Annotated in this window: 15 protein-coding genes; 3 read left to right on the top strand and 12 right to left on the bottom strand. The window is 64.8% G+C overall.

Translation table 11 applies throughout. The annotated features are described in order from the left end of the window. Nucleotides 1–4: 4 nt before the first annotated feature. Together phnA and PCE31106_RS02660 are read right to left on the bottom strand one after the other, a co-directional pair. The gene (gene phnA / locus PCE31106_RS02665; protein WP_150562288.1) at nt 5–1,258 is read right to left on the bottom strand and encodes a phosphonoacetate hydrolase; all 1,254 of its coding nucleotides are present in this window, start codon (nt 1,256–1,258) and stop codon (nt 5–7) included. A 106-nt stretch (nt 1,259–1,364) separates the two neighbouring features. After that, nucleotides 1,365–2,081 carry a phosphonate utilization associated transcriptional regulator gene (locus PCE31106_RS02660; RefSeq protein ID WP_150562287.1) on the bottom strand — a complete coding sequence of 239 codons (717 nt, stop codon included), beginning with the start codon at nt 2,079–2,081 and terminating at the stop codon, nt 1,365–1,367. Between the two features lie 392 nt (nt 2,082–2,473). Between PCE31106_RS02660 and PCE31106_RS02655 the strand changes: the two genes are divergently transcribed. The 3 genes from PCE31106_RS02655 to PCE31106_RS02645 all read left to right on the top strand — a co-directional run bounded on the left by PCE31106_RS02655 (nt 2,474) and on the right by PCE31106_RS02645 (nt 5,964). Continuing rightward, nucleotides 2,474–3,607, top strand: coding sequence for a 2-aminoethylphosphonate--pyruvate transaminase (locus PCE31106_RS02655; protein WP_150562286.1), 1,134 nt, complete (start codon nt 2,474–2,476; stop codon nt 3,605–3,607). A gap of 172 nt (nt 3,608–3,779) precedes the next feature. Continuing rightward, nucleotides 3,780–4,226 carry a DUF488 domain-containing protein gene (locus tag PCE31106_RS02650; RefSeq protein ID WP_150562285.1) on the top strand — a complete coding sequence of 149 codons (447 nt, stop codon included), beginning with the start codon at nt 3,780–3,782 and terminating at the stop codon, nt 4,224–4,226. Between the two features lie 367 nt (nt 4,227–4,593). After that, the gene (locus tag PCE31106_RS02645; protein WP_017232632.1) at nt 4,594–5,964 is read left to right on the top strand and encodes an MFS transporter; all 1,371 of its coding nucleotides are present in this window, start codon (nt 4,594–4,596) and stop codon (nt 5,962–5,964) included. A gap of 8 nt (nt 5,965–5,972) precedes the next feature. Here PCE31106_RS02645 and purU read toward each other — a convergent pair whose 3' ends face one another. From purU to PCE31106_RS02595, 10 genes are all read right to left on the bottom strand, one after another. Then, entirely contained in the window at nt 5,973–6,845 is an 873-nt protein-coding gene (gene purU, locus PCE31106_RS02640; protein WP_130024785.1) for a formyltetrahydrofolate deformylase, read from the bottom strand. Between the two features lie 79 nt (nt 6,846–6,924). Then, nucleotides 6,925–7,776, bottom strand: a complete 852-nt coding sequence (locus PCE31106_RS02635; protein ID WP_150562284.1) for an NUDIX hydrolase — start codon at nt 7,774–7,776, stop codon at nt 6,925–6,927. Nucleotides 7,777–7,922: 146 nt separating this feature from the next. Further along, nucleotides 7,923–10,412: a GcvT family protein gene (locus tag PCE31106_RS02630; protein WP_150562283.1), complete on the bottom strand. Its 2,490-nt coding sequence runs from the start codon at nt 10,410–10,412 to the stop codon at nt 7,923–7,925. Between the two features lie 167 nt (nt 10,413–10,579). Further along, nucleotides 10,580–11,386 (bottom strand): phosphonate ABC transporter, permease protein PhnE, encoded by an 807-nt coding sequence (gene phnE / locus PCE31106_RS02625; protein WP_017232636.1) that lies wholly within the window; start codon nt 11,384–11,386, stop codon nt 10,580–10,582. A gap of 173 nt (nt 11,387–11,559) precedes the next feature. Next, nucleotides 11,560–12,528, bottom strand: coding sequence for a phosphonate ABC transporter substrate-binding protein (gene phnD / locus PCE31106_RS02620; RefSeq protein WP_017232637.1), 969 nt, complete (start codon nt 12,526–12,528; stop codon nt 11,560–11,562). Nucleotides 12,529–12,544: 16 nt separating this feature from the next. Continuing rightward, nucleotides 12,545–13,465 carry a phosphonate ABC transporter ATP-binding protein gene (gene phnC / locus PCE31106_RS02615; RefSeq protein ID WP_150562282.1) on the bottom strand — a complete coding sequence of 307 codons (921 nt, stop codon included), beginning with the start codon at nt 13,463–13,465 and terminating at the stop codon, nt 12,545–12,547. A 322-nt stretch (nt 13,466–13,787) separates the two neighbouring features. Beyond that, nucleotides 13,788–14,543 (bottom strand): DeoR/GlpR family DNA-binding transcription regulator, encoded by a 756-nt coding sequence (locus PCE31106_RS02610; protein ID WP_017232639.1) that lies wholly within the window; start codon nt 14,541–14,543, stop codon nt 13,788–13,790. An 83-nt stretch (nt 14,544–14,626) separates the two neighbouring features. Further along, nucleotides 14,627–15,241, bottom strand: coding sequence for a LysE family translocator (locus PCE31106_RS02605; protein ID WP_150562281.1), 615 nt, complete (start codon nt 15,239–15,241; stop codon nt 14,627–14,629). A gap of 75 nt (nt 15,242–15,316) precedes the next feature. Next, nucleotides 15,317–15,868, bottom strand: a complete 552-nt coding sequence (locus PCE31106_RS02600) for an adenine phosphoribosyltransferase (RefSeq protein ID WP_150562280.1) — start codon at nt 15,866–15,868, stop codon at nt 15,317–15,319. 153 nt (nt 15,869–16,021) lie between these two features. Next, nucleotides 16,022–18,004, bottom strand: a complete 1,983-nt coding sequence (locus PCE31106_RS02595) for a monovalent cation:proton antiporter family protein (protein ID WP_150562279.1) — start codon at nt 18,002–18,004, stop codon at nt 16,022–16,024. Nucleotides 18,005–18,134 lie beyond the last annotated feature (130 nt).

The following is an 18,134-nucleotide window of genomic DNA, read 5'->3' as shown; positions in this document are numbered from 1 at the left end:
CGCATCAGACGTGATTGAGTGCCACGTCGAGAATGTCGAAGTTGCGCAACCGCGCCTTGCCCGGAATGCCGCCGGTCTTGCGGTTGAACAGCAACGGCACCGTCTGCTCCGAGATCCCGCCATGGGAGCGCAGCGGCACCGTGAGTCCGGTCAGATCGTGACGGCTGGCACTTGTGCCCAACACGACCGACTGGTCGCTCACAACGACCAGGTCGCCCACGCGGTCGGGCGGCAGTTCGAAGCGAGCGCATGCCTCGGCGTTGCTCAGCACGACCTCGATACCGGGCATCGCGGCGATGCGCCGACGCATGGCGTCGCGATCCACATCCTGCGGCAGATAGATCGTGGCAAACGAGCCGAGCGCGCCGTGATGCACCACGTAGGGATCGGTAATCGGCAGAATCACCCGCGCGCCGCCGGCTTCCACGCCCTTGCCGAGCCAGTCGTCGAGCAGATCCTGCAAATAGATGACATTGGGCCGGCCAGTCGCCGGATCGTGCTTGGCGTTCATGCCGTGGTCGGCCGTCAGTCCGATGACGGCGCCAAGCGCGTCCATGCGATGCAGATAGCCGTCCATCATCGCGTAGAAATCGTTCGCGCCCTGCGTGCCCGGCGCCCATTTGTGCTGAACGTAGTCGGTCGTCGAGAGATACATCAGGTCGATGTGACGCGTCTCCAGCAGGCGCACCCCGGCGGCGAACACGAACTCGGAAAGTGCCGCGCTGTAGACGTCCGGTACCGGCATGCCGACGAGTCCCAGCACGTCGTCGATACCGTTCTCGGCGAGCGTGACGCGGTCCGCCTTTTCCGACGAGAAGCAGATGCCCGTCATGCGATGGCCGAGCAGCTTGCGCAGCTTGTCCTTCGCGGTCACGACCGCCACGCTCGCCCCCGCATCGGCGGCGGCGGCAAGCACCGTGCCCGCGCGCAGGTAGGCAGGATCGTTCATCATGACTTCCGCGCCGCGACCGCCATCGGCCGACGGGTCGAAGAAGTAATTGCCGCAGATGCCATGCACGGCGGGGGGTACGCCGGTCACAATCGACAGGTTGTTCGGGTTGGTGAACGACGGCACGACGCAGTCGCCCTGGAATACCGCACCGTCCGCCAGCAGGTGCTTCAGGTACGGGGCGACACCGGCAGCAGCGGCGGCTTCGAGATACTCGAACTGGCAGCCATCGACGCAGACGATGACGGTCGGCTGTTGCGGCAACCGGTATTGGCGGCCGTTCACTTCGATCTGTACGGACGGGTTCACGTCGGGTCTCCTCAAGCGCAATTCGGTAAATGGCCGACGGTGTCGCCCTCGCGGCGGCACGCACCCGGCGGCCTGATGTTTAGCAATACAAACCGTTCACGGTCCTTCAGCCGGCCTTCGCCTGCGCGGCGGCACCGGGTGCCCGCGCAAGGGCCTCGCGAATGCGCGCGCGGCCTCGCGACAGATGCTCGCGCGTGACTTGCGCGGCATGCTCGGGGTCGCGCGACGCAATCGCGCTCACGATGTCGCGATGCTCACGCGCCGACTGCGGCGGCGCAGACGTATCGCCGGTCAGCGCTTCGTGACGGAACAGGCTCAGCTCCCTGACCAGGCGCCGGTAGGTTTCAATTAACTTGCGATTGCCGACCATCTCGACGAGCGCGTCGTGAAACGCCAGGTTCAGCCGGTAATACGCCTCGCTGTCGCCCGCCTCTACCGCAATGTGCATAGCCTCCACGGACTCGCGCAGACGGATGAGCTGCGCCGAGGTGATCGACTCGGCCAGCGTGCGCGCCACGAATTCGTCGAGCACGCCGCGCAGCGTGTAGATCTCCTCGGCCTCCTCCAGCGAGATAACGCGCACAAACACGCCCCGATTCTTCTCGGTGCGCAGCAGCCCCGCTTCTTCGAGCGCGCGAAACGCTTCGCGCACCGGACCGCGCGACACGCCCAGACGGCCGGCCACTTCGATCTCGTTGAGCTTGGTGCCGGGCGTAAGGGCGCCCGCCATGATGAGACGCTCGATTTCGTGCTGGACAAGCGTGGTCAGCGACTGGCTCTGTAACAACTCGATCGCCGAGGGCGACGTGGGATTTGGGTTCATACCGGTCTTCCTTCTCTCCGAACGCTGGCGTCATCCTGCGACGCGATCCCGCAACGGCACAAATCGCTTCCGCGCCGATCATTGGCAATTTGTGGCGTTACGCGACTATTTGTGTTGCTGGCTATTCAAGCACAACGATTTGTAGATTGTCAACAAATCGCACTCGCCATTTCCCGGAGATTGCGCAGAACCGTTGAACAATGTTGCGCACAGCGACGACAAAACCCTATCCCAATCAACGATTTCCATACTATTTGAGGTATTTGACGAACAGATGACAATATCTCGAGGGTTTCAATAAAACGACATAATTTGCCAATAATATGCAACACATCGCCTCGCCGAGGTGTTTACCGAACGCAGCTTGTTTTCCCGCATGATAGGAGGCGGTCATGATTCTTGGTCAGGAACCGATTCTGCTCACCCCCGGCCCGCTCACCACGTCGCCGGCGACGCGGCAGGCCATGTTGCGCGACTGGGGCTCGTGGGACGCGCAGTTCAACCGCGTCACCGCGTCGCTGTGCCGCGATCTCGTGGACATCGTGCAGGGCGGCGACACGCATGTCTGCGTCCCGCTCCAAGGCTCGGGCACGTTCTCGGTCGAAGCGGCCATCGGCACGCTCACGCCGCGCGACGCACGCATTCTCGTGCCGGACAACGGCGCGTACTGCCAGCGCCTGCTCAAGATCTGTCGCTATCTCGAGCGCGACGCCGTCGCCCTGCCCATTCCCGACGATCAGGCGGCCAGTGCCATCGCGATCGATGAAGCGCTCACGCTCGATCCGTCGATCACGCACGTTGCTCAGGTTCATCTGGAAACTGGCGCGGGGGTCCTCAATCCGCTCGCGGATATTGCACACGTCTGCCAGAGGCACGGTAAGGGGCTGATCGTCGATGCCATGAGTTCGTTCGGCGCGCTGGACATCGACGTGCGATCGATGCCGTTCGACGCGCTGGTCGCCGCGAGCGGCAAATGCCTGGAAGGGGTGCCGGGCATGGGCTTCGTGATCGCCAGGCGGTCAGTGCTCGAAGCGAGCGGCGGCAACAGCCATTCGCTGGCGATGGACCTGCACGACCAGTACGCATACATGCAGAAGACCACGCAATGGCGCTTCACCCCGCCGACGCACGTGGTCGCGGCCCTGCGCTCGGCCGTCGATCAGTTTCTCGCCGAGGGCGGCCAACCGGCTCGCGGCGAGCGCTACCGCAAGAACTGCCGGACATTGGTCGAGGGGATGGCGTCGCTGGGCTTCCGGCCGTTCCTCGCGCCGGAGATTCAGGCGCCCGTGATCGTGACGTTCCACGCGCCCGACGACAGCAAGTACGATTTCCAGACGTTCTATGCGGCGGTGCGCGAGCGGGGTTACATCCTCTACCCCGGCAAGCTCACGCAGATCGACACGTTTCGCGTGGGCTGCATTGGCGCCGTGGACGATAACGAAATGCGCAACGTCGTCACGGCGATCGGGCAGTCGCTGGCGTCGCTCGGCATTCGGCAAGTCGCGCCCCTCACGCGCGCAGCGTGATGGGGTGGCCGCCGACGCCGACGCATGCAGGGCGCGGCGTTCTCGACGGCCCTCACGTTCGGGGACGCAACTCGGCGTCGCCGAACGAGCACGGCACTCGCCGGCCTCGGGCGCCTCGGGTAAGCTTTCGGGTGTCGCGCGCTTGCGCTCCCACGCTCCGAGGTCGCCGCCTATGCCGTCGTCGAAGACATCTGACGCCGCCCCGCCGGTCAAAGCCAACCCCGCTCGCAAGCGCGGCGCCAAACTTCCCGAGATTCGCTTCAAGCGGGTATACGACGCCCCCGAAGCTACCGACGGCCAACGCGTGCTCGCCGATCGCCTCTGGCCCCGCGGTCTCGCCAAGGCCAAGGCGCAAATCGACTTCTGGGCCAAGGACGCCACCCCGAGCACGCCGCTGCGCCAGTGGTTTCACCAGCATCCCGAGCAGTTCGACGAATTCCGCCAACGCTATCTGGATGAACTCACCGCGCTCGACGCCGAGCGAAACGCCACGCTCGCGGACCTGCGCACGCGATTGACCGAAGGCCCCGTCACGTTGCTCACCGCAGCCCATCGACTGGAAGAGGAGGATGCGCACACGCACCTCGACGTGCTGCGCGACTTCCTGACATCGCGATAGGCTCGAACGCCTGCGAGAGCATCGACGCCGGTGTCGTTGCCGGCGTCGCTGCAACCGCCAGCATGCAACGATCAACCGCGTGTTTCGATGGATGGAACAACGTATTGTGGTGCAACACCGCATTCCACCCTCCAAAACGATGTTGCCCGGCGCGGGCTCCGTGAAAACCCGCATGACGCCTCGCGCTGCACGCGACCGGCACGGACCGCGGAGAAGTTTGCTATAACCCTCACTGCGCCGCCATCGAGCCTGCCATGACCGGCGCACCGCCGTGTTATCGATTGCCCCCCGCTGACGCACCGCCGCTCGTGTGTCGAGTCGTTCTTCGTTTGCTTACCCGGTTGCCGCGACGGCAACGTCATGCCTCATGCTTGTTCCACTGATCGTTGCCTGCGCGCTGTTCATGGAGAACATGGATTCCACCGTGTTGTCCACCTCGTTGCCGTTGATTGCGCAAGATCTCGGCGAGAGCCCGATCACGCTCAAGCTCGCGCTCACGACCTACCTCATCAGCCTCGCGGTCTTCATTCCGATCAGCGGATGGATTGCCGATCGTTTTGGCACGCGCAACGTCTTTCGCACCGCCATCGGCGTGTTCGTGCTTGGCTCGATCTGCTGCGGCATCTCGAGCACGCTGCCGGAACTGGTGATCGCGCGTTTCATCCAGGGCATGGGCGGTGCGATGATGGTACCGGTGGGACGCCTCGCCTTGCTCAAGTCCGTGGAAAAGCGCGACATGGTGCGCGCACTCAATTACCTCACGATCCCCGCGCTGGTCGGCCCGGTGCTCGGCCCGCCGCTTGGCGGCTTCATCACCACGTACTGGCATTGGCGCTGGATCTTCTACATCAACATCCCCATCGGCGTGCTCGGCTTCGTTCTTGCAACGAAGTACATTCCCGATCTTTATGAGGACGACGTGCCGCCGCTCGACATCCGGGGCTTCGTGCTGTCGGGCCTCGGACTCTCGATCCTGATGCTGGGGTTGTCCACCATCGGCCGCCATCTGATCCCCGTATCGCTCGCGCTGGGACTCGTCGCCATCGGTGCGGCGTTGCTCGTGGCCTACCTGCGTCATGCGAAGGGGCTCGCACATCCGCTACTGCGGCTCGACCTCTTTCGCATCCCCACGTTCCGCGCCGGTGTCGCGGGCGGCACGCTGTTTCGCATTGGCGTCGGCGCCACGCCATTCCTGCTGCCGCTGATGCTGCAACTGGGTTTCGGGATGACGCCGATGGAATCGGGCGCGCTCACGTTCATCTCGGCCGCGGGCGCGATGTTCATGAAGACGCTCTCGCTGCGCATTCTGCAACGCTGGGGGTTTCGCCGCGTGCTGATGACCAACGCGCTGATCGCGTCGGCGACGCTCGGCGGCTACGGGTTGTTCACCGCGCAGACGTCGCATCTGGTGATTCTCGGCACGCTGCTGTTTGGCGGATGCTTCCGCTCGTTGCAGTTCACGAGCCTGAACGCCATTTCATACGCGGACGTGCCGGCGCCGCGCATGAGTCAGGCAACCAGCCTGGCCAGCGTCGCCCAACAGGTGTCGCTCACGCTGGGCATCACCATCGGCGCCGCCGTGTTGCAGACGTCGTCGTGGCTGCACGGGCGCGATCATGTGATCGACGTCGACTTCCCGTGGGCGTTCCTGGTGGTCGGGCTGATTGCCGTGAGTTCGACAATTTCGATTGCGCGGCTTGCGCGCGATGCCGGCAGTGAGCTGGCGCGGCGCACATAGCGCGTCGCTTAGCGGAAGATCACCGTCTTGTGGCCGTTGAGCAGAATGCGATGCTCGGCGTGATAACGCACGGCGCGCGCCAGCGCCACACATTCCACGTCGCGCCCGATGGCGGTCAGTTGCTCCGGGTCCATCGTGTGGTCCACGCGCTCGACTTCCTGCTCGATGATCGGACCCTCGTCGAGATCGGACGTCACGTAGTGCGCCGTCGCCCCGATCAGCTTCACGCCACGGTCGAACGCCTGATAGTACGGCTTCGCGCCCTTGAAGCTCGGCAGGAATGAATGGTGAATGTTGATCGCGCGGCCTGCGAGCTTCTCGCACAGATCGCTGGACAACACCTGCATGTAGCGCGCGAGGACCACCAGATCGATGTCGTTGTCCTGCACCAGCTCATACACCTTCGCTTCCTGCGCCGCCTTCGATTCGGGCGTTGCGTTCATGAGCGGCAGGTAATGGAACGGAATGTTGTAGCTCGCGGCCAGTTGGTAGAAATCCTTGTGGTTCGAGACGATGGCCGGGATTTCGATGTTGAGCTGGCCCGTCTTGTAGCGGAACAACAGATCGTTCAGGCAGTGACCGATCTTCGAGACCATGAGCATCACGCGCGGCTTGATCGCGGCGTCGACCAACTCCCATTGCATCTCATACTGCACGGCGAGCGGGGCAAAGTCGCGCTGCAACGCGGCCAGATCGCTCTGGCCCGGCAGTTGCTGGAAATGCACGCGCATGAAGAAGCCGCCGGTGAAGCGATCGTTGAACTGGGCCGAGTCGAGAATGTTGCCGCCGCGCTCGACCAGGAAACCGGCCACCGCGTGGACGATGCCAGGACGGTCCGGGCAGGACAACTTCAGAATGTAGCTATTTTCGATCGGTGCCATGATTGCTCCTGGGCAAAGGCTTGCAATGTCGTTGCAGTGTTGAAATCGGTATCGATGGACGTGCGTCCGATGGCCTCGATCATTCGTCCGCCGGTTTGAACAACGCCTCGATTCCGGCGCAGTCCTTGGTGCGAATGGCGCCCTCGCGCAGCAGGAAGTCGAGACTGGCGAGGCTCGCGTCGACGGTCATCTTGCCGTCGGCGATCACCTCGCGCACGTCGCCGGCCGAGCACAGCCAGTGCGCGCTCGCCTCGCCGTCCTGATTCTCGGGCACGAAGCCGCGCGGCAGCGCGAGATCGTAGACGAAAATCTGCTCGGACTGCACGCCCTCCGGAATTTCCGCGAGGATATGCAGCGTGCGGCCAGGCCGCGCGTCGTTCGCCAGATGGGCCGGAATGCCGGCCTCTTCCCAGCACTCCTTGACGAGCGTGTCGCCCACGCCAATCCCATTGCCGATGCCCCCGGCGGCCGTATTGTCGAGACAACCGGGATCGGTCGCCTTGAGCACACTGCGCCGCGCAATCCAGAGCTTCGGTGCTTCGCCCACGAAGCGGGCCGGCACGTAGCCGTTCACATGCACGGCGAACGTGCGCGTGCCGAAAAAGCGCGAGGCCGCGCGTTCGATCCACGCGAGCGGCGCGTCATAGAGCCGTTGCCGGATGGCATAGCGCTCATTGCGCCAACCCGTGATGAGTCCCTCGGCCGCCAGCGCCTCGATCACCGGCGCCAGCGCCGCCGTGCGCGCTTCGCAGGTATCGTGGCGCGGATGAATCCGCACCGCGAGTGAACTGATCTCGAACACGTCGGGCCAACGGCACAGCGACTCGGCGTCGCGACGGCGAACCCACCCATAACGCTGCGAACCGATCACGAGCGGCAGATGCGCGGTGTCGTCGAAGCGGCGCGCCGCCGCAATACAAGCAAAAGGCATACGTCAGAGACCGGACGCGCCCCCGTCGGAGACGCGCGAAATCGAGGCAAAAGCGGCATTTTACAGAAGCGGCGGCGAGTCCGCCCGCCTCCGGTGTCGCGGCGGCCTGCATCGTCGTCGCGGCCCAGCGCGACAGGCCCGCCCGTTCAAGCGCTCACGCGCTCGCCCTTCGGGTCGTACAGCGCGCGCAGTTGCACTCGAGCGTCGAGCCGATCGCCCGCGAGATCGACCTGATAGCGGCCCGATTCCACGTATTCGGCGGACACGACGCCGTTGGGATTCGTCAGATAGGCGAGCCCGACGGGCGCATCGATCGTGTGCCCATACGCGGCCGACGACAGGAAGCCAACCGGCTCGCCGTTGCGAAGCAGCGCCTCACCGCCCCAGAGCATCCTGTCGCTCGCCCCGTCGAGCACAACGCTCACAAGCCTGCGGCGGACCCCCGTCGATTTGGCCAGCTCGACCGCCTTGCGGCCGACAAACGGGAGACCGCCGGCCAGCTTGCAGGCGAACGTCAGCCCCGCTTGCACCGGGTTCGTGTCAGGCGTCAGTTCTCGTCCCCAGGCACGATAGCCCTTCTCGATACGCAGCGAGTCGACGGCGTAGTAGCCCGCATCCTTCAACCCGAAGGCGGCGCCCGCCGCGTGCAGCGTTTCATAGACGCCCACCGCGAACTCGACGGGCACGTACAGCTCCCAACCGAGTTCGCCGACGTAGGTCAGGCGCGTGGCACGCACCGTGGCATAGCCGAGATCGATTTCCTGGCTCGTGCCGAACGCAAACGCCTCGTTGGAAAAATCCGCTCGCGACACCCGCTGCAACAGCGAGCGGGAATTCGGTCCCATGAGCGCCAGTACCGCGTATTGCCCGCTGACGTCGACGACCGTACAGCGCGGATCGTCGGGCTGCTGGGCAATGCGCCGTTCGAGGTAGTCCATGTCACGGGTCGTCTGCGCCGAACCGGTAACCATCAGGTATTGATCGGGCGCGAGTCGCGTGAGTGTGACGTCCGATTCGTAACCGCCGCGCTCGTTGAGCATCCCCGTGTAGACGGTACGCCCGGGCGGCACGGCCACGTCGTTGGTACACAACGCTTGCAGCACGCGCTCGGCATCGCGGCCCTTGATGAGCAGTTTCGCGAAAGAACTCATGTCGAACAGCGCGACGGCCTCACGGCACGCGCGATGCTCCGCGGCACTCCACGCGTGCCAGTTCTGCTGACCGAAGCGGTAATCGATCGTCGCCTGCTCCGGCGACGGCGCGAAAAAGTTCGGCCGCTCCCAGCCCATCTTGCTGCCGAAGCAGGCGCCTTTGGCGAGCAACGTCGCGTACAGTGGCGAGCGACGGAACGGCCGCGCCGTGTCCAGTTCGCGATTTGGCCACGGCATGGCGTAGTGCAGGCCGAGCGTTTCCTTCACGCGATCATGCAGCCAGGTATCGTTGCCGTTGAATCGAGCAAAGCGGCGGATGTCGACGGGCCAGAGGTCCATCGTCGGCTCGCCCGCGACGATCCACTCGGCCAGCGCCATGCCGGCCCCGCCGGCCGACGCAATGCCCATCGAATTGAAGCCCGCGCCAACGTAGAAATTGCGCAGCTCGGGCGCTTCGCCGAGCATGAAGTTGTTGTCCGGCGTGAACGACTCGGGGCCGTTGTAGAACTGCCGGATCTGCGCCGTCTCGAGCGCGGGCACACGCATCAATGCGTTCTCCATGAGGATCTCGAACTGGTCCCAGTCGTCGGGCAGCAGTTGAAATTCGAAATTCTCGGGAATGCCGTTCATGCCCCACGGCTTGGCGTTCGGCTCGAAGCCGCCCATCACCAGACCGCCGACTTCCTCCTTGAAGTAGATGTAGCCGTCCGGGTCGCGCATGACCGGCAGATCGGGATGCACGCCCGCGATCCGTTCCGTCACGATGTAGTAATGCTCGGCCGAATGCAGCGGCACGCTCACATCGCACAGACGACCCACGGCCTTGGCCCATTGCCCCGCGCAGTTCACGACGATCTCCGCGGCAATGCGTCCGCTTTCGCCGTCTTTATTGCACCAGGACACCCCCGTCGCCGTGCGAATCCCGCCAGGCGACGCCGTGTGAATCGCCGTGATGCGCGTGTTCTCCGCGATGCGCACGCCACGGCTGCGCGCGCCGCGCGCGAGCGCCTGCGTGAGATCGGTCGGGTTGGCCTTGCCGTCGCCCGGCAGCCACACCCCGCCGACGAGATCGTCAGTGCGCATCGCCGGCCAGAGGTCGCCGGCCTCGCGCGGCGAGACGACGTCGCACTGCACGCCATAGGCACGCGCCACCGCCGCCGTGCGCTTGAGTTGCGTCATGCGCGCCTGAGTGCGGGCCACCGATAACGACCCGCATGCCTTCCAGCCCGTGGCGAGCCCCGTCTCCGCTTCCAGTTCGCTGTAGAGCTTCGTCGAATAGCGGATGAGCTTCGTCATGCTCTCCTGCGAGCGCAACTGGCCGACCAGCCCCGCCGCGTGCCACGTCGTGCCGCACGACAACTGTCCCTGCTCCAGCAGGACGACGTCCGTCCATCCCAGTTTGGCGAGGTGATAGGCGACCGAACAGCCGACGATGCCGCCACCGACGATGACGACGCGAGCTTGAGTGGGCAAGGCTGAGGGCATGGGGAGGCTCCGGTTTGGCTGCGCGCCGGGAACGGCGTCACGGCCCGGGCGATCGACATTGGCCGCTGTGCGGGACTCGGCGCCGGCGCGAAGCGGCTGCCGTCAGGGAAAAGCAAAGGGCACCCAAGTGCCCTTTGCGGATTGACGCGATGGACGCGGCGGGACGATCAGATCACATGCTTGCGCACACGGGCCGAAAACACGTCGATGCATGTGACGACCACGATCATGATGAGCATCACGGCACAGGTCTGCGCGTACTCGAAGCTGCGGATCACTTCGTAGAGCACCACGCCGATGCCGCCCGCGCCCACCATGCCGACCACCGACGCCGAACGCACATTCGACTCGAAGCGGTACAACGTGTACGAGATCCACAGCGGCATGACCTGCGGCAGCACGCCGTAAAGAATTTCATCGATCGCGCGCGCCCCGGTGGCCCGCACGCCCTCGACCGGGCGCGGATCGATCGCTTCGACCGCTTCGGCGAACAGCTTCGAGAGCGTGCCCGTCGTATGCACCCACAGCGCCAACACCCCGGCGAACGGGCCAAGCCCTACCGCCACGATGAAGAGCATCGCGAAGACCATCTCATTGATCGCGCGGCAGGCGTCCATCACGCGACGCACCGGCTGGTACACCCACGCCGGCACCATGTTCGACGCCGAGAGCAACCCCATCGGAATCGAGCACACCACGGCGAGCACCGTGCCCCAGACAGCGATATGAATGGTCACGAGCATCTCGTGGACATACACGCGCCAGTCGTGAAAATCGGGCGGGAAGAAATCGTGCGCGAATTGGCTCATGTTGCCGGAATCGCGAATCAGATCGAGCGGACGCATATCGGCGCCGCCCCACGACCACACCAGGATCAGGAAGAATGCGCCCCAGCCGATCAACGTCAGCCATGAGCGCTTGGGCGGCTCGCCCGGCAGGCGGCCATTTGCAGTGAGGGATACGCTGGTGTTCATGTCGTGTACCACAAGGCAAGCCGGTGCAGCATCGACCGGAAAATCATCGGACCACAGAGGTCATCAGAGGTCACGGCAGGCCAGATGACCTGGCCCGCCGTCACCGATCACAGAGCAACGCCCGTGCGCCGCCCTGTGACATTGTGTCGTTCCACGCCCAGGCAATCAGGCGCTTACTTCGTTTTGCTCATTTCCTGATCGAGCGCGGCGAGCTTGCTGTCGATGTCGGTCAATTGCGATTGCTTCTTGGCGGCATCGAGGTTGGCATCCGACTGGATCTGTTGCTTCTGCTTGAACAGCTCGAGCTGGCGGATCGGCAGCAGTTGCGCGTTGCTCGACGCACGGAAGCCGCCGTAGTTGTAGATGTTCTTCAGCACTTCCTTCTCATGTGCGTCCTTGCCGTACGCCAGGAAGAAGTCGCGAATCTTCTTCTTCGTCGCGTCCGGCAGGTCCTTGCGCCACACCAGCGGATCCGACGGGATCAGCGGCGACTTCCAGATCACCTGCACCTGCTTGGCCTTCTCCGGCTGCGTTGCCTCGAGCTTGTCAATTTCTTCGGTGTTGTTGGTGGCCACGTCGACCTGGTTGTTGAGCACGGCCATCAGGTTCGCGCCGTGATTCGAGCTGCGCGCGGTTTTGAAGTACGTGCGCGGATCGATGTTGTGCTTCGCGAACACGTAGTAGCCCGGCACCAGCGTGCCCGACGTCGAGGTCGGATCGCCCAGGCCGAAGTTGATCTTCTTGCCGTTCTTGATCACGTCGTCGAGCGTCTTGTACGGGCTCGCCTTGTTCGCGATCAGCAGCGAGTAGTAGCCTTCGGTGCCGTCGGCGTACATGATCTTCGCGAAGACTTCACCTTGCGAGCGGTCCACGGCTTCCATCGCGGCCTTGTTGCCCAGCCAGGCGAGCTGCACCTTGTTGAAGCGCATGCCTTCGATCACGCCGGCGTAGTCGGTGGCGAAGAACGGCGTCACCTTGATGCCGGTTTGCTTCTCCATGTCGTCGATCAGCGGCTGCCAACGCTGGCGCAGTGCCGCGCTCGAGTCGGTCGAGATGATGCCGAAATTGATTTCCTGCGCGTGCACTGCCGCCACCGAGGCAAGCATGGCCGCGCCGGCCAGCAGGGTTTTCCAAAGTTTCATGAGAGCAAGCTCCTGGTCAGGTCAGACTGAGGGACATCGAGGTGAGGAATGGGGCTTGCGCATTGGCCGGCGCGGGGCCGGCTGCGCGCGGAGAGGCGTCGGCAGCGTCGCTGTCGTCGGCGCCTTCCACATGGTCAACGTGATCGACCGGGTCAACGCGGTCGTTAAGCAGTTCGCTTGCCTGCACGCCATAAAGACGGCGCAGCAGGTCGGGCGTGAGCGCCGCGGACGGGCCGTCATACACCACGCGTCCCTGATGCAGGGCGACGGTTCGCACGCAGTAACGCATGGCGACATCCACCTGATGCAGCGAGACAACGACCGTCAGTTTGTGATCGCGGTTCATGCGGGCCAGCATGTCCATCACCTTGCGGGCCGACTCCGGATCGAGCGAAGCAATCGGTTCGTCCGCAAGAATGATCTTCGCGCCCTGCACCAGCGTGCGCGCCAACGCCGCGCGCTGCTGCTGACCGCCCGAGAGCGTGCTTGCGCGCTGGAACGCCAGATCGGCGATGCCGACCTCCGCGAGCGCCGCCATCGCCGCCTGACGCTCGGCCGGCGTGAAGCGGAACAGCAGGCTGCGCCACAGCGGCACGCGCGCGAGCAGACCCGTCAGCACGTTGGTCATCACCGGCATGCGGCCCACCAGGTTGAACTGCTGGAAGACGAACCCGATGTCGCGACGAATCTGGCGCACTTCGCGCACGATGCGGCCGTCGCGCTGAATCGGACGACCGAGTATGTCGATACCGCCCGGTTGCAGATCGGCCGCCACGAAACCCGCCATGTGACGCATCAGCGTCGACTTGCCCGAGCCCGACGCCCCGATCAGGGCGACCATTTCGCCCGGCATCACGGTAAGCGCCACCTCGTCGAGCGCACGGCGGCCGCCCCCGAAAGTCTTGGTCAGTCGCTCGATTCGAATTGCTTCGTCCACGGGTCACCTGTCAATCGACTCGCCGGTCGGATCCGATGCATTCCCGCTAACCGCGCCCCAGGCTGGGAGCACGTCGCCCGCATCGCTCGACTAGCTGTTTTGTGGCAATTTGTGCCAAAAGTGACAGCAGTCTAAGAAGTGCCGATGACAAGACAGTGACAATCGATGAGCTTTTCGATGGGCGTTGAAAATCCTTATTGGGTCAAGGAGTTAACAACGTTTTCGGCGCCACGGCACGCAGGGATGCGCGCGCACCGACGTCACGCCGAACGGGGCGCGACGTCATCGGCCTCGGGGTCGAGCGCCGATGTTGTCTACACATTTACGCGATGAGGAGTTCCGGGCCGCGAGCGCGCAGTTGGGCCAGCATGCTCTTGTGCGGCGCGGCGTCGCTGATGAGGTAGCGGGCCGCCTCGAAATGGCGGATACGCACGGGCGTCACGCGCCCGAACTTGGTATGGTCCGCCACCACGGCCGAGATGTTCGCACACAGCAGCATGCGCGCGCGAAGCTCGGCGGCCGCGCGGTTGAAGTCGGTAATGCCACCGTCCTCAGTCACGCCGCCCACGCCGATGAATGCGAAGTCGGCATGGTATTGCGATATCTGGTTGATGGCATCCCAGCCCTGCACGGCATCTTCGTTGTCCTGCAGCTCGCCGCCGAGCAGTGTCACCTGATTGTCGTGATGACGGCCCAGCAATCGCGCGATCTGCCAGTCGTTCGTGTAGATGCGCAACCGGTGCTTTGCAAGCAGCGCCTGCGCCACCGCCCGTGTGGTCGTACCGTAGTCGATGATCACCGACGCCCCATCGGGTACGAGTTCCGCCGCGCGCATGCCGATGGCCCGCTTGCCCACGGCGTTGACGTTCTCGCGCAGCGTCCAGTCGGGTTCGCTGCGATCGGCGGCCAGCGCGCCGCCGTGCGTCATGAGCAGCAGCCCGCGCGCGGCGAGCGTGTTGAGGTCGCGGCGCACCGTCTCGCGCGACACCCCCAGCTCACGCACGAGATCGCTGATCGCGAGGGCCCCGGTCTTGGCAAGTTGTTCAAGCACGTACTGTTGGCGTTGTTCGGCAAGCATGATCTGGCAATGTCGGTGGGACTACGAATTCCTGGAAGGCATCGGCGCGGCCGCTGCCACTCATGCGAGGGCGCGCGTGCGTCCTATGCCTGTAGCGCAACGCGCAAGCCCAGGCCGATGAAGATGGCGCCGGCGACACGGTCGAGCCAGCGCCCTGCCCCGGGGCGTCGCTTGAGCCACGTGCCCAGCACGCCAGCGAACCATCCGTACGCGCTGAACACGACAATCGTCTGCGCCATGAACACCAGGCCGAGCAACAGCATCTGCGCGCCCGGATGGGCCGTGTCGGCACTCACGAACTGAGGCAGGAACACCAGGAAAAACAACGTGACCTTGGGGTTGAGCATATTCGCCAGCACGCTTTGACGAAAGACGGCCCCGAGCGGTTGCGGCGCGGCCTCGTTGGCCAGCGCCAGCGCGCCGCGCGCGCGTATCGCCTTGATGCCGATCCAGATCAGATAGGCGGCCCCCGCGAGCTTGATCCCCTCGAAGGCCCACGGCGACGAACGCAGCACGGCGGCCAGGCCGATGGCCGCGACGCTCGTGTGGAAGAGACATCCCGACGTGAAACCGGCGGCCGCAGCCAGCCCCGCCCGACGGCCCTGCGCAATGCCGCGCGCGATGACCTGCATGTTGTCCGGCCCCGGCGCAAGCGTGATCGCCACCGAGGTCAGCAAGAACAGCCAGAGATTGGGCATCGGCATGTCCGAAGTGGGGTAATGGGGATGATGAGGGGTGGGAACGCGGCAAAGCGTCCGCTCAGGCAACCGGGTTCAATGGCCTTCGAACGAGCACAGCAGGAACAGTGGCAATCCGGCCTCGCGAATCAGGCGCGAGCCCCCCAGTTCCGGCAGGTCGACGATGGCCGCCCCTTCGATGACCGTTGCCCCCAGGCGCTCCAGCAGCTTCTTGCCGGCGAGCATCGTGCCGCCCGTGGCGACCAGGTCGTCGATGAGCAGCACGCGGTCGCCGGGGCCGCAGGCATCGGCATGGATTTCGACCGTCGCACTGCCGTATTCCAGTTCGTACTCCTCCGCGACCGTCTGATACGGCAGCTTGCCCTTCTTGCGAATGGGGATGAAGCCGATGTTCAACTCGTAGGCCAGGATCGAACCGAGAATGAAGCCGCGCGCGTCGAGACCCGCGATGTAATCGGGACGCTGCGTCATGTAGCGGTGCACGAACACATCGATGAGCACCCGCAAGGTGCGCGGGTTCTTGAGCAACGGGGTGATGTCGCGAAACTGCACGCCCGGCGCGGGCCAGTCCGGCACGGTGCGAATCTGGCTCTTGATATAGGCGGCAGGGGACTCGTCGATCTGCACGGGGATCCTTCTTGGAATACTGAGGGGGAAACACGCCACATTATGCCAAAAATCGCCCGACGCCCCGCGAGGGCGCGGGCAGCGCCGCCCGGCGCATGGTGCGCGCCCCGGCAGCACGCCCTCTTCCCGGCCGGGTCGTCCATTCGTGGCCGTCTATTCGTGGCCGAGCAGACGCGCCTCCGCGGCGACCAGCTTGTCGGGCAATCCGCGCAGCACCACGATGTCCTCGGCCATCAGACGCGTCTCCGACACCGGCTCGACCCCGCGAATGCCATGCCGACGGATGGCCGTGACCGTCACGCCGAGCTTGTCGAGCCGGAGTTCGCCGAGCGTGCGCCCGACCGCGTCCGAGTGAAGCGTGAGCGGCACCGATTGCAGTCTGACCTGCTCGCGCTCGCCGCCCTCGTCCTCGTCGTCGAGGCCGTGAAAGTAACCCCGCAGCAGGCTGTAACGCTCGTTACGCGCCTGCGCCACCCGGCGCAGCACGCGGCGCATCGGCACGCCCAGGAGCACCAGCGCATGCGATGCCAGCATCAGGCTGCCCTCCACGATCTCGGGCACGACTTCGGTCGCGCCCGCCGCGATCAGTTCGTCCATGTGGGTGTCGTCGACCGTGCGCACGACCACCGGCAATGTCGGCTCCAGCGCCTGCACCTGCGAGAGCACCTTCAACGCGGCCGGGGTGCTGTCGTAGGTCACCACGATGCCGGCGGCGCGGTGAATCCCGGCCGCGACCAGCGCCTCGCGCCGGGCGGCGTCGCCGAAGACGACCGTCTCGCCGGAGCTGGCCGCCTCCATCACTCGATCGGGGTCGAGATCGAGTGCCACATAGCCGATGCCCTCCTGTTCGAGCATGCGCGCCAGATTCTGGCCGCACCGGCCGTAGCCGCAGATGATGACGTGGCCCGACGTCTTGATGCTCTGCGTGGCGATCTTGGTCATCTGCAACGACTGCATCATCCACTCATTGGCGACGAAGCGCAGCGCGATGCGGTCGGCGTTGATGATGAGAAACGGCGCACACAGCATCGAGAGCAGCATGCCCGCGAGCACGGCTTGCGAAAGCGACGGGTCGAGCAGGTGCCGGTCGATCACCAGATTGAGCAGCACGAAACCGAATTCGCCCGCCTGCGCCAGGCCCAGGCCGGTGCGGATCGCCGTGCCGGGCGGGCTGCCGAACAGGCGCGCAAGCCCCGCGATCAATGTGAATTTGACGACCAGCGGGCCAACGAAGAACAGCAGCACGAGCAGCGGCTGCTGCGCCACGATGGACGGATCGAGCAGCATGCCGGTCGTGATGAAGAACAGCCCCAGCAGCACGTCGCGAAATGGCTTGATGTCGTCTTCCACCTGATGGCGGAACGGCGTCTCGGCGATGAGCATGCCGGCAATGAACGCGCCAAGCGCCATCGACAGGCCAAGGTTCTCGGTGACGTAGGCCAATCCGAGCGTGAGCAGCAACAGATTGAGCATGAACAGCTCTTGCGAGCGCCTCGCTGCCACGATGTGGAACCAGCGTCCGACCAGTTTCTGGCCAATCCAGAGCAGCAGCGCGAGCGCCCCGGTGATCTTGAGCGCGGCCAGCGACAGTGCCAGGACCAGCGCCTTCGGGTTGCCGCCCAGTGCCGAGATCACGATCAGCAATGGCACGACTGCCAGATCCTGGAACAGCAGCACCCCCATGATGTTGCGGCCGTGCTCCGTCTCGAGTTCCAGGCGCTCCGCCAGCATCTTGGTGACGATGGCCGTCGAGGACATGGCCAACGCGCCGCCCAGCGCCACCGATGCCTGCCACGAGAACGACCAGAACAGGTTGACGAGCGCCCCCAGTCCCACCGCCACGAGCAGCGTTCCCATGACCTGGGATACGCCCAGCCCGAGCACGATCCGGCGCATCGTCCTGAGCTTCGGTAGCGAAAATTCGATGCCGATGGAGAACATCAGGAAGACAACGCCGAACTCCGCGAGGTATTGCACGCGCTGGGTGTCGGCGGCCAGCCCGACCGCGTGCGGGCCGATCACGATGCCCACGCTCAGGTAGCCGAGCATCGGCGGCAGATGAAGCATGCGGAACAACACCACCCCGACACAGGCGGCAAACAGCAGGACAAGAGTGAGTTCGAGCGGTGATGCCATCGGCTAAGGTGGGTTTCCTGAGTGAATCTGAATGCTGGCGGTCTGACCGAACGCGGTACTTGCTATGCAAGTGCCGTGCCAGATAGCGTTGGCGCAGTGGTCTCCGACGAGGCACCGGGCCGCTTCCTGG

Origin of the sequence: Pandoraea cepalis, from assembly GCF_902459665.1 — a bacterium.
Taxonomy (GTDB): Bacteria; Pseudomonadota; Gammaproteobacteria; order Burkholderiales; family Burkholderiaceae; genus Pandoraea; species Pandoraea cepalis.
This window is presented reverse-complemented; position numbering and strand designations above follow the sequence as displayed.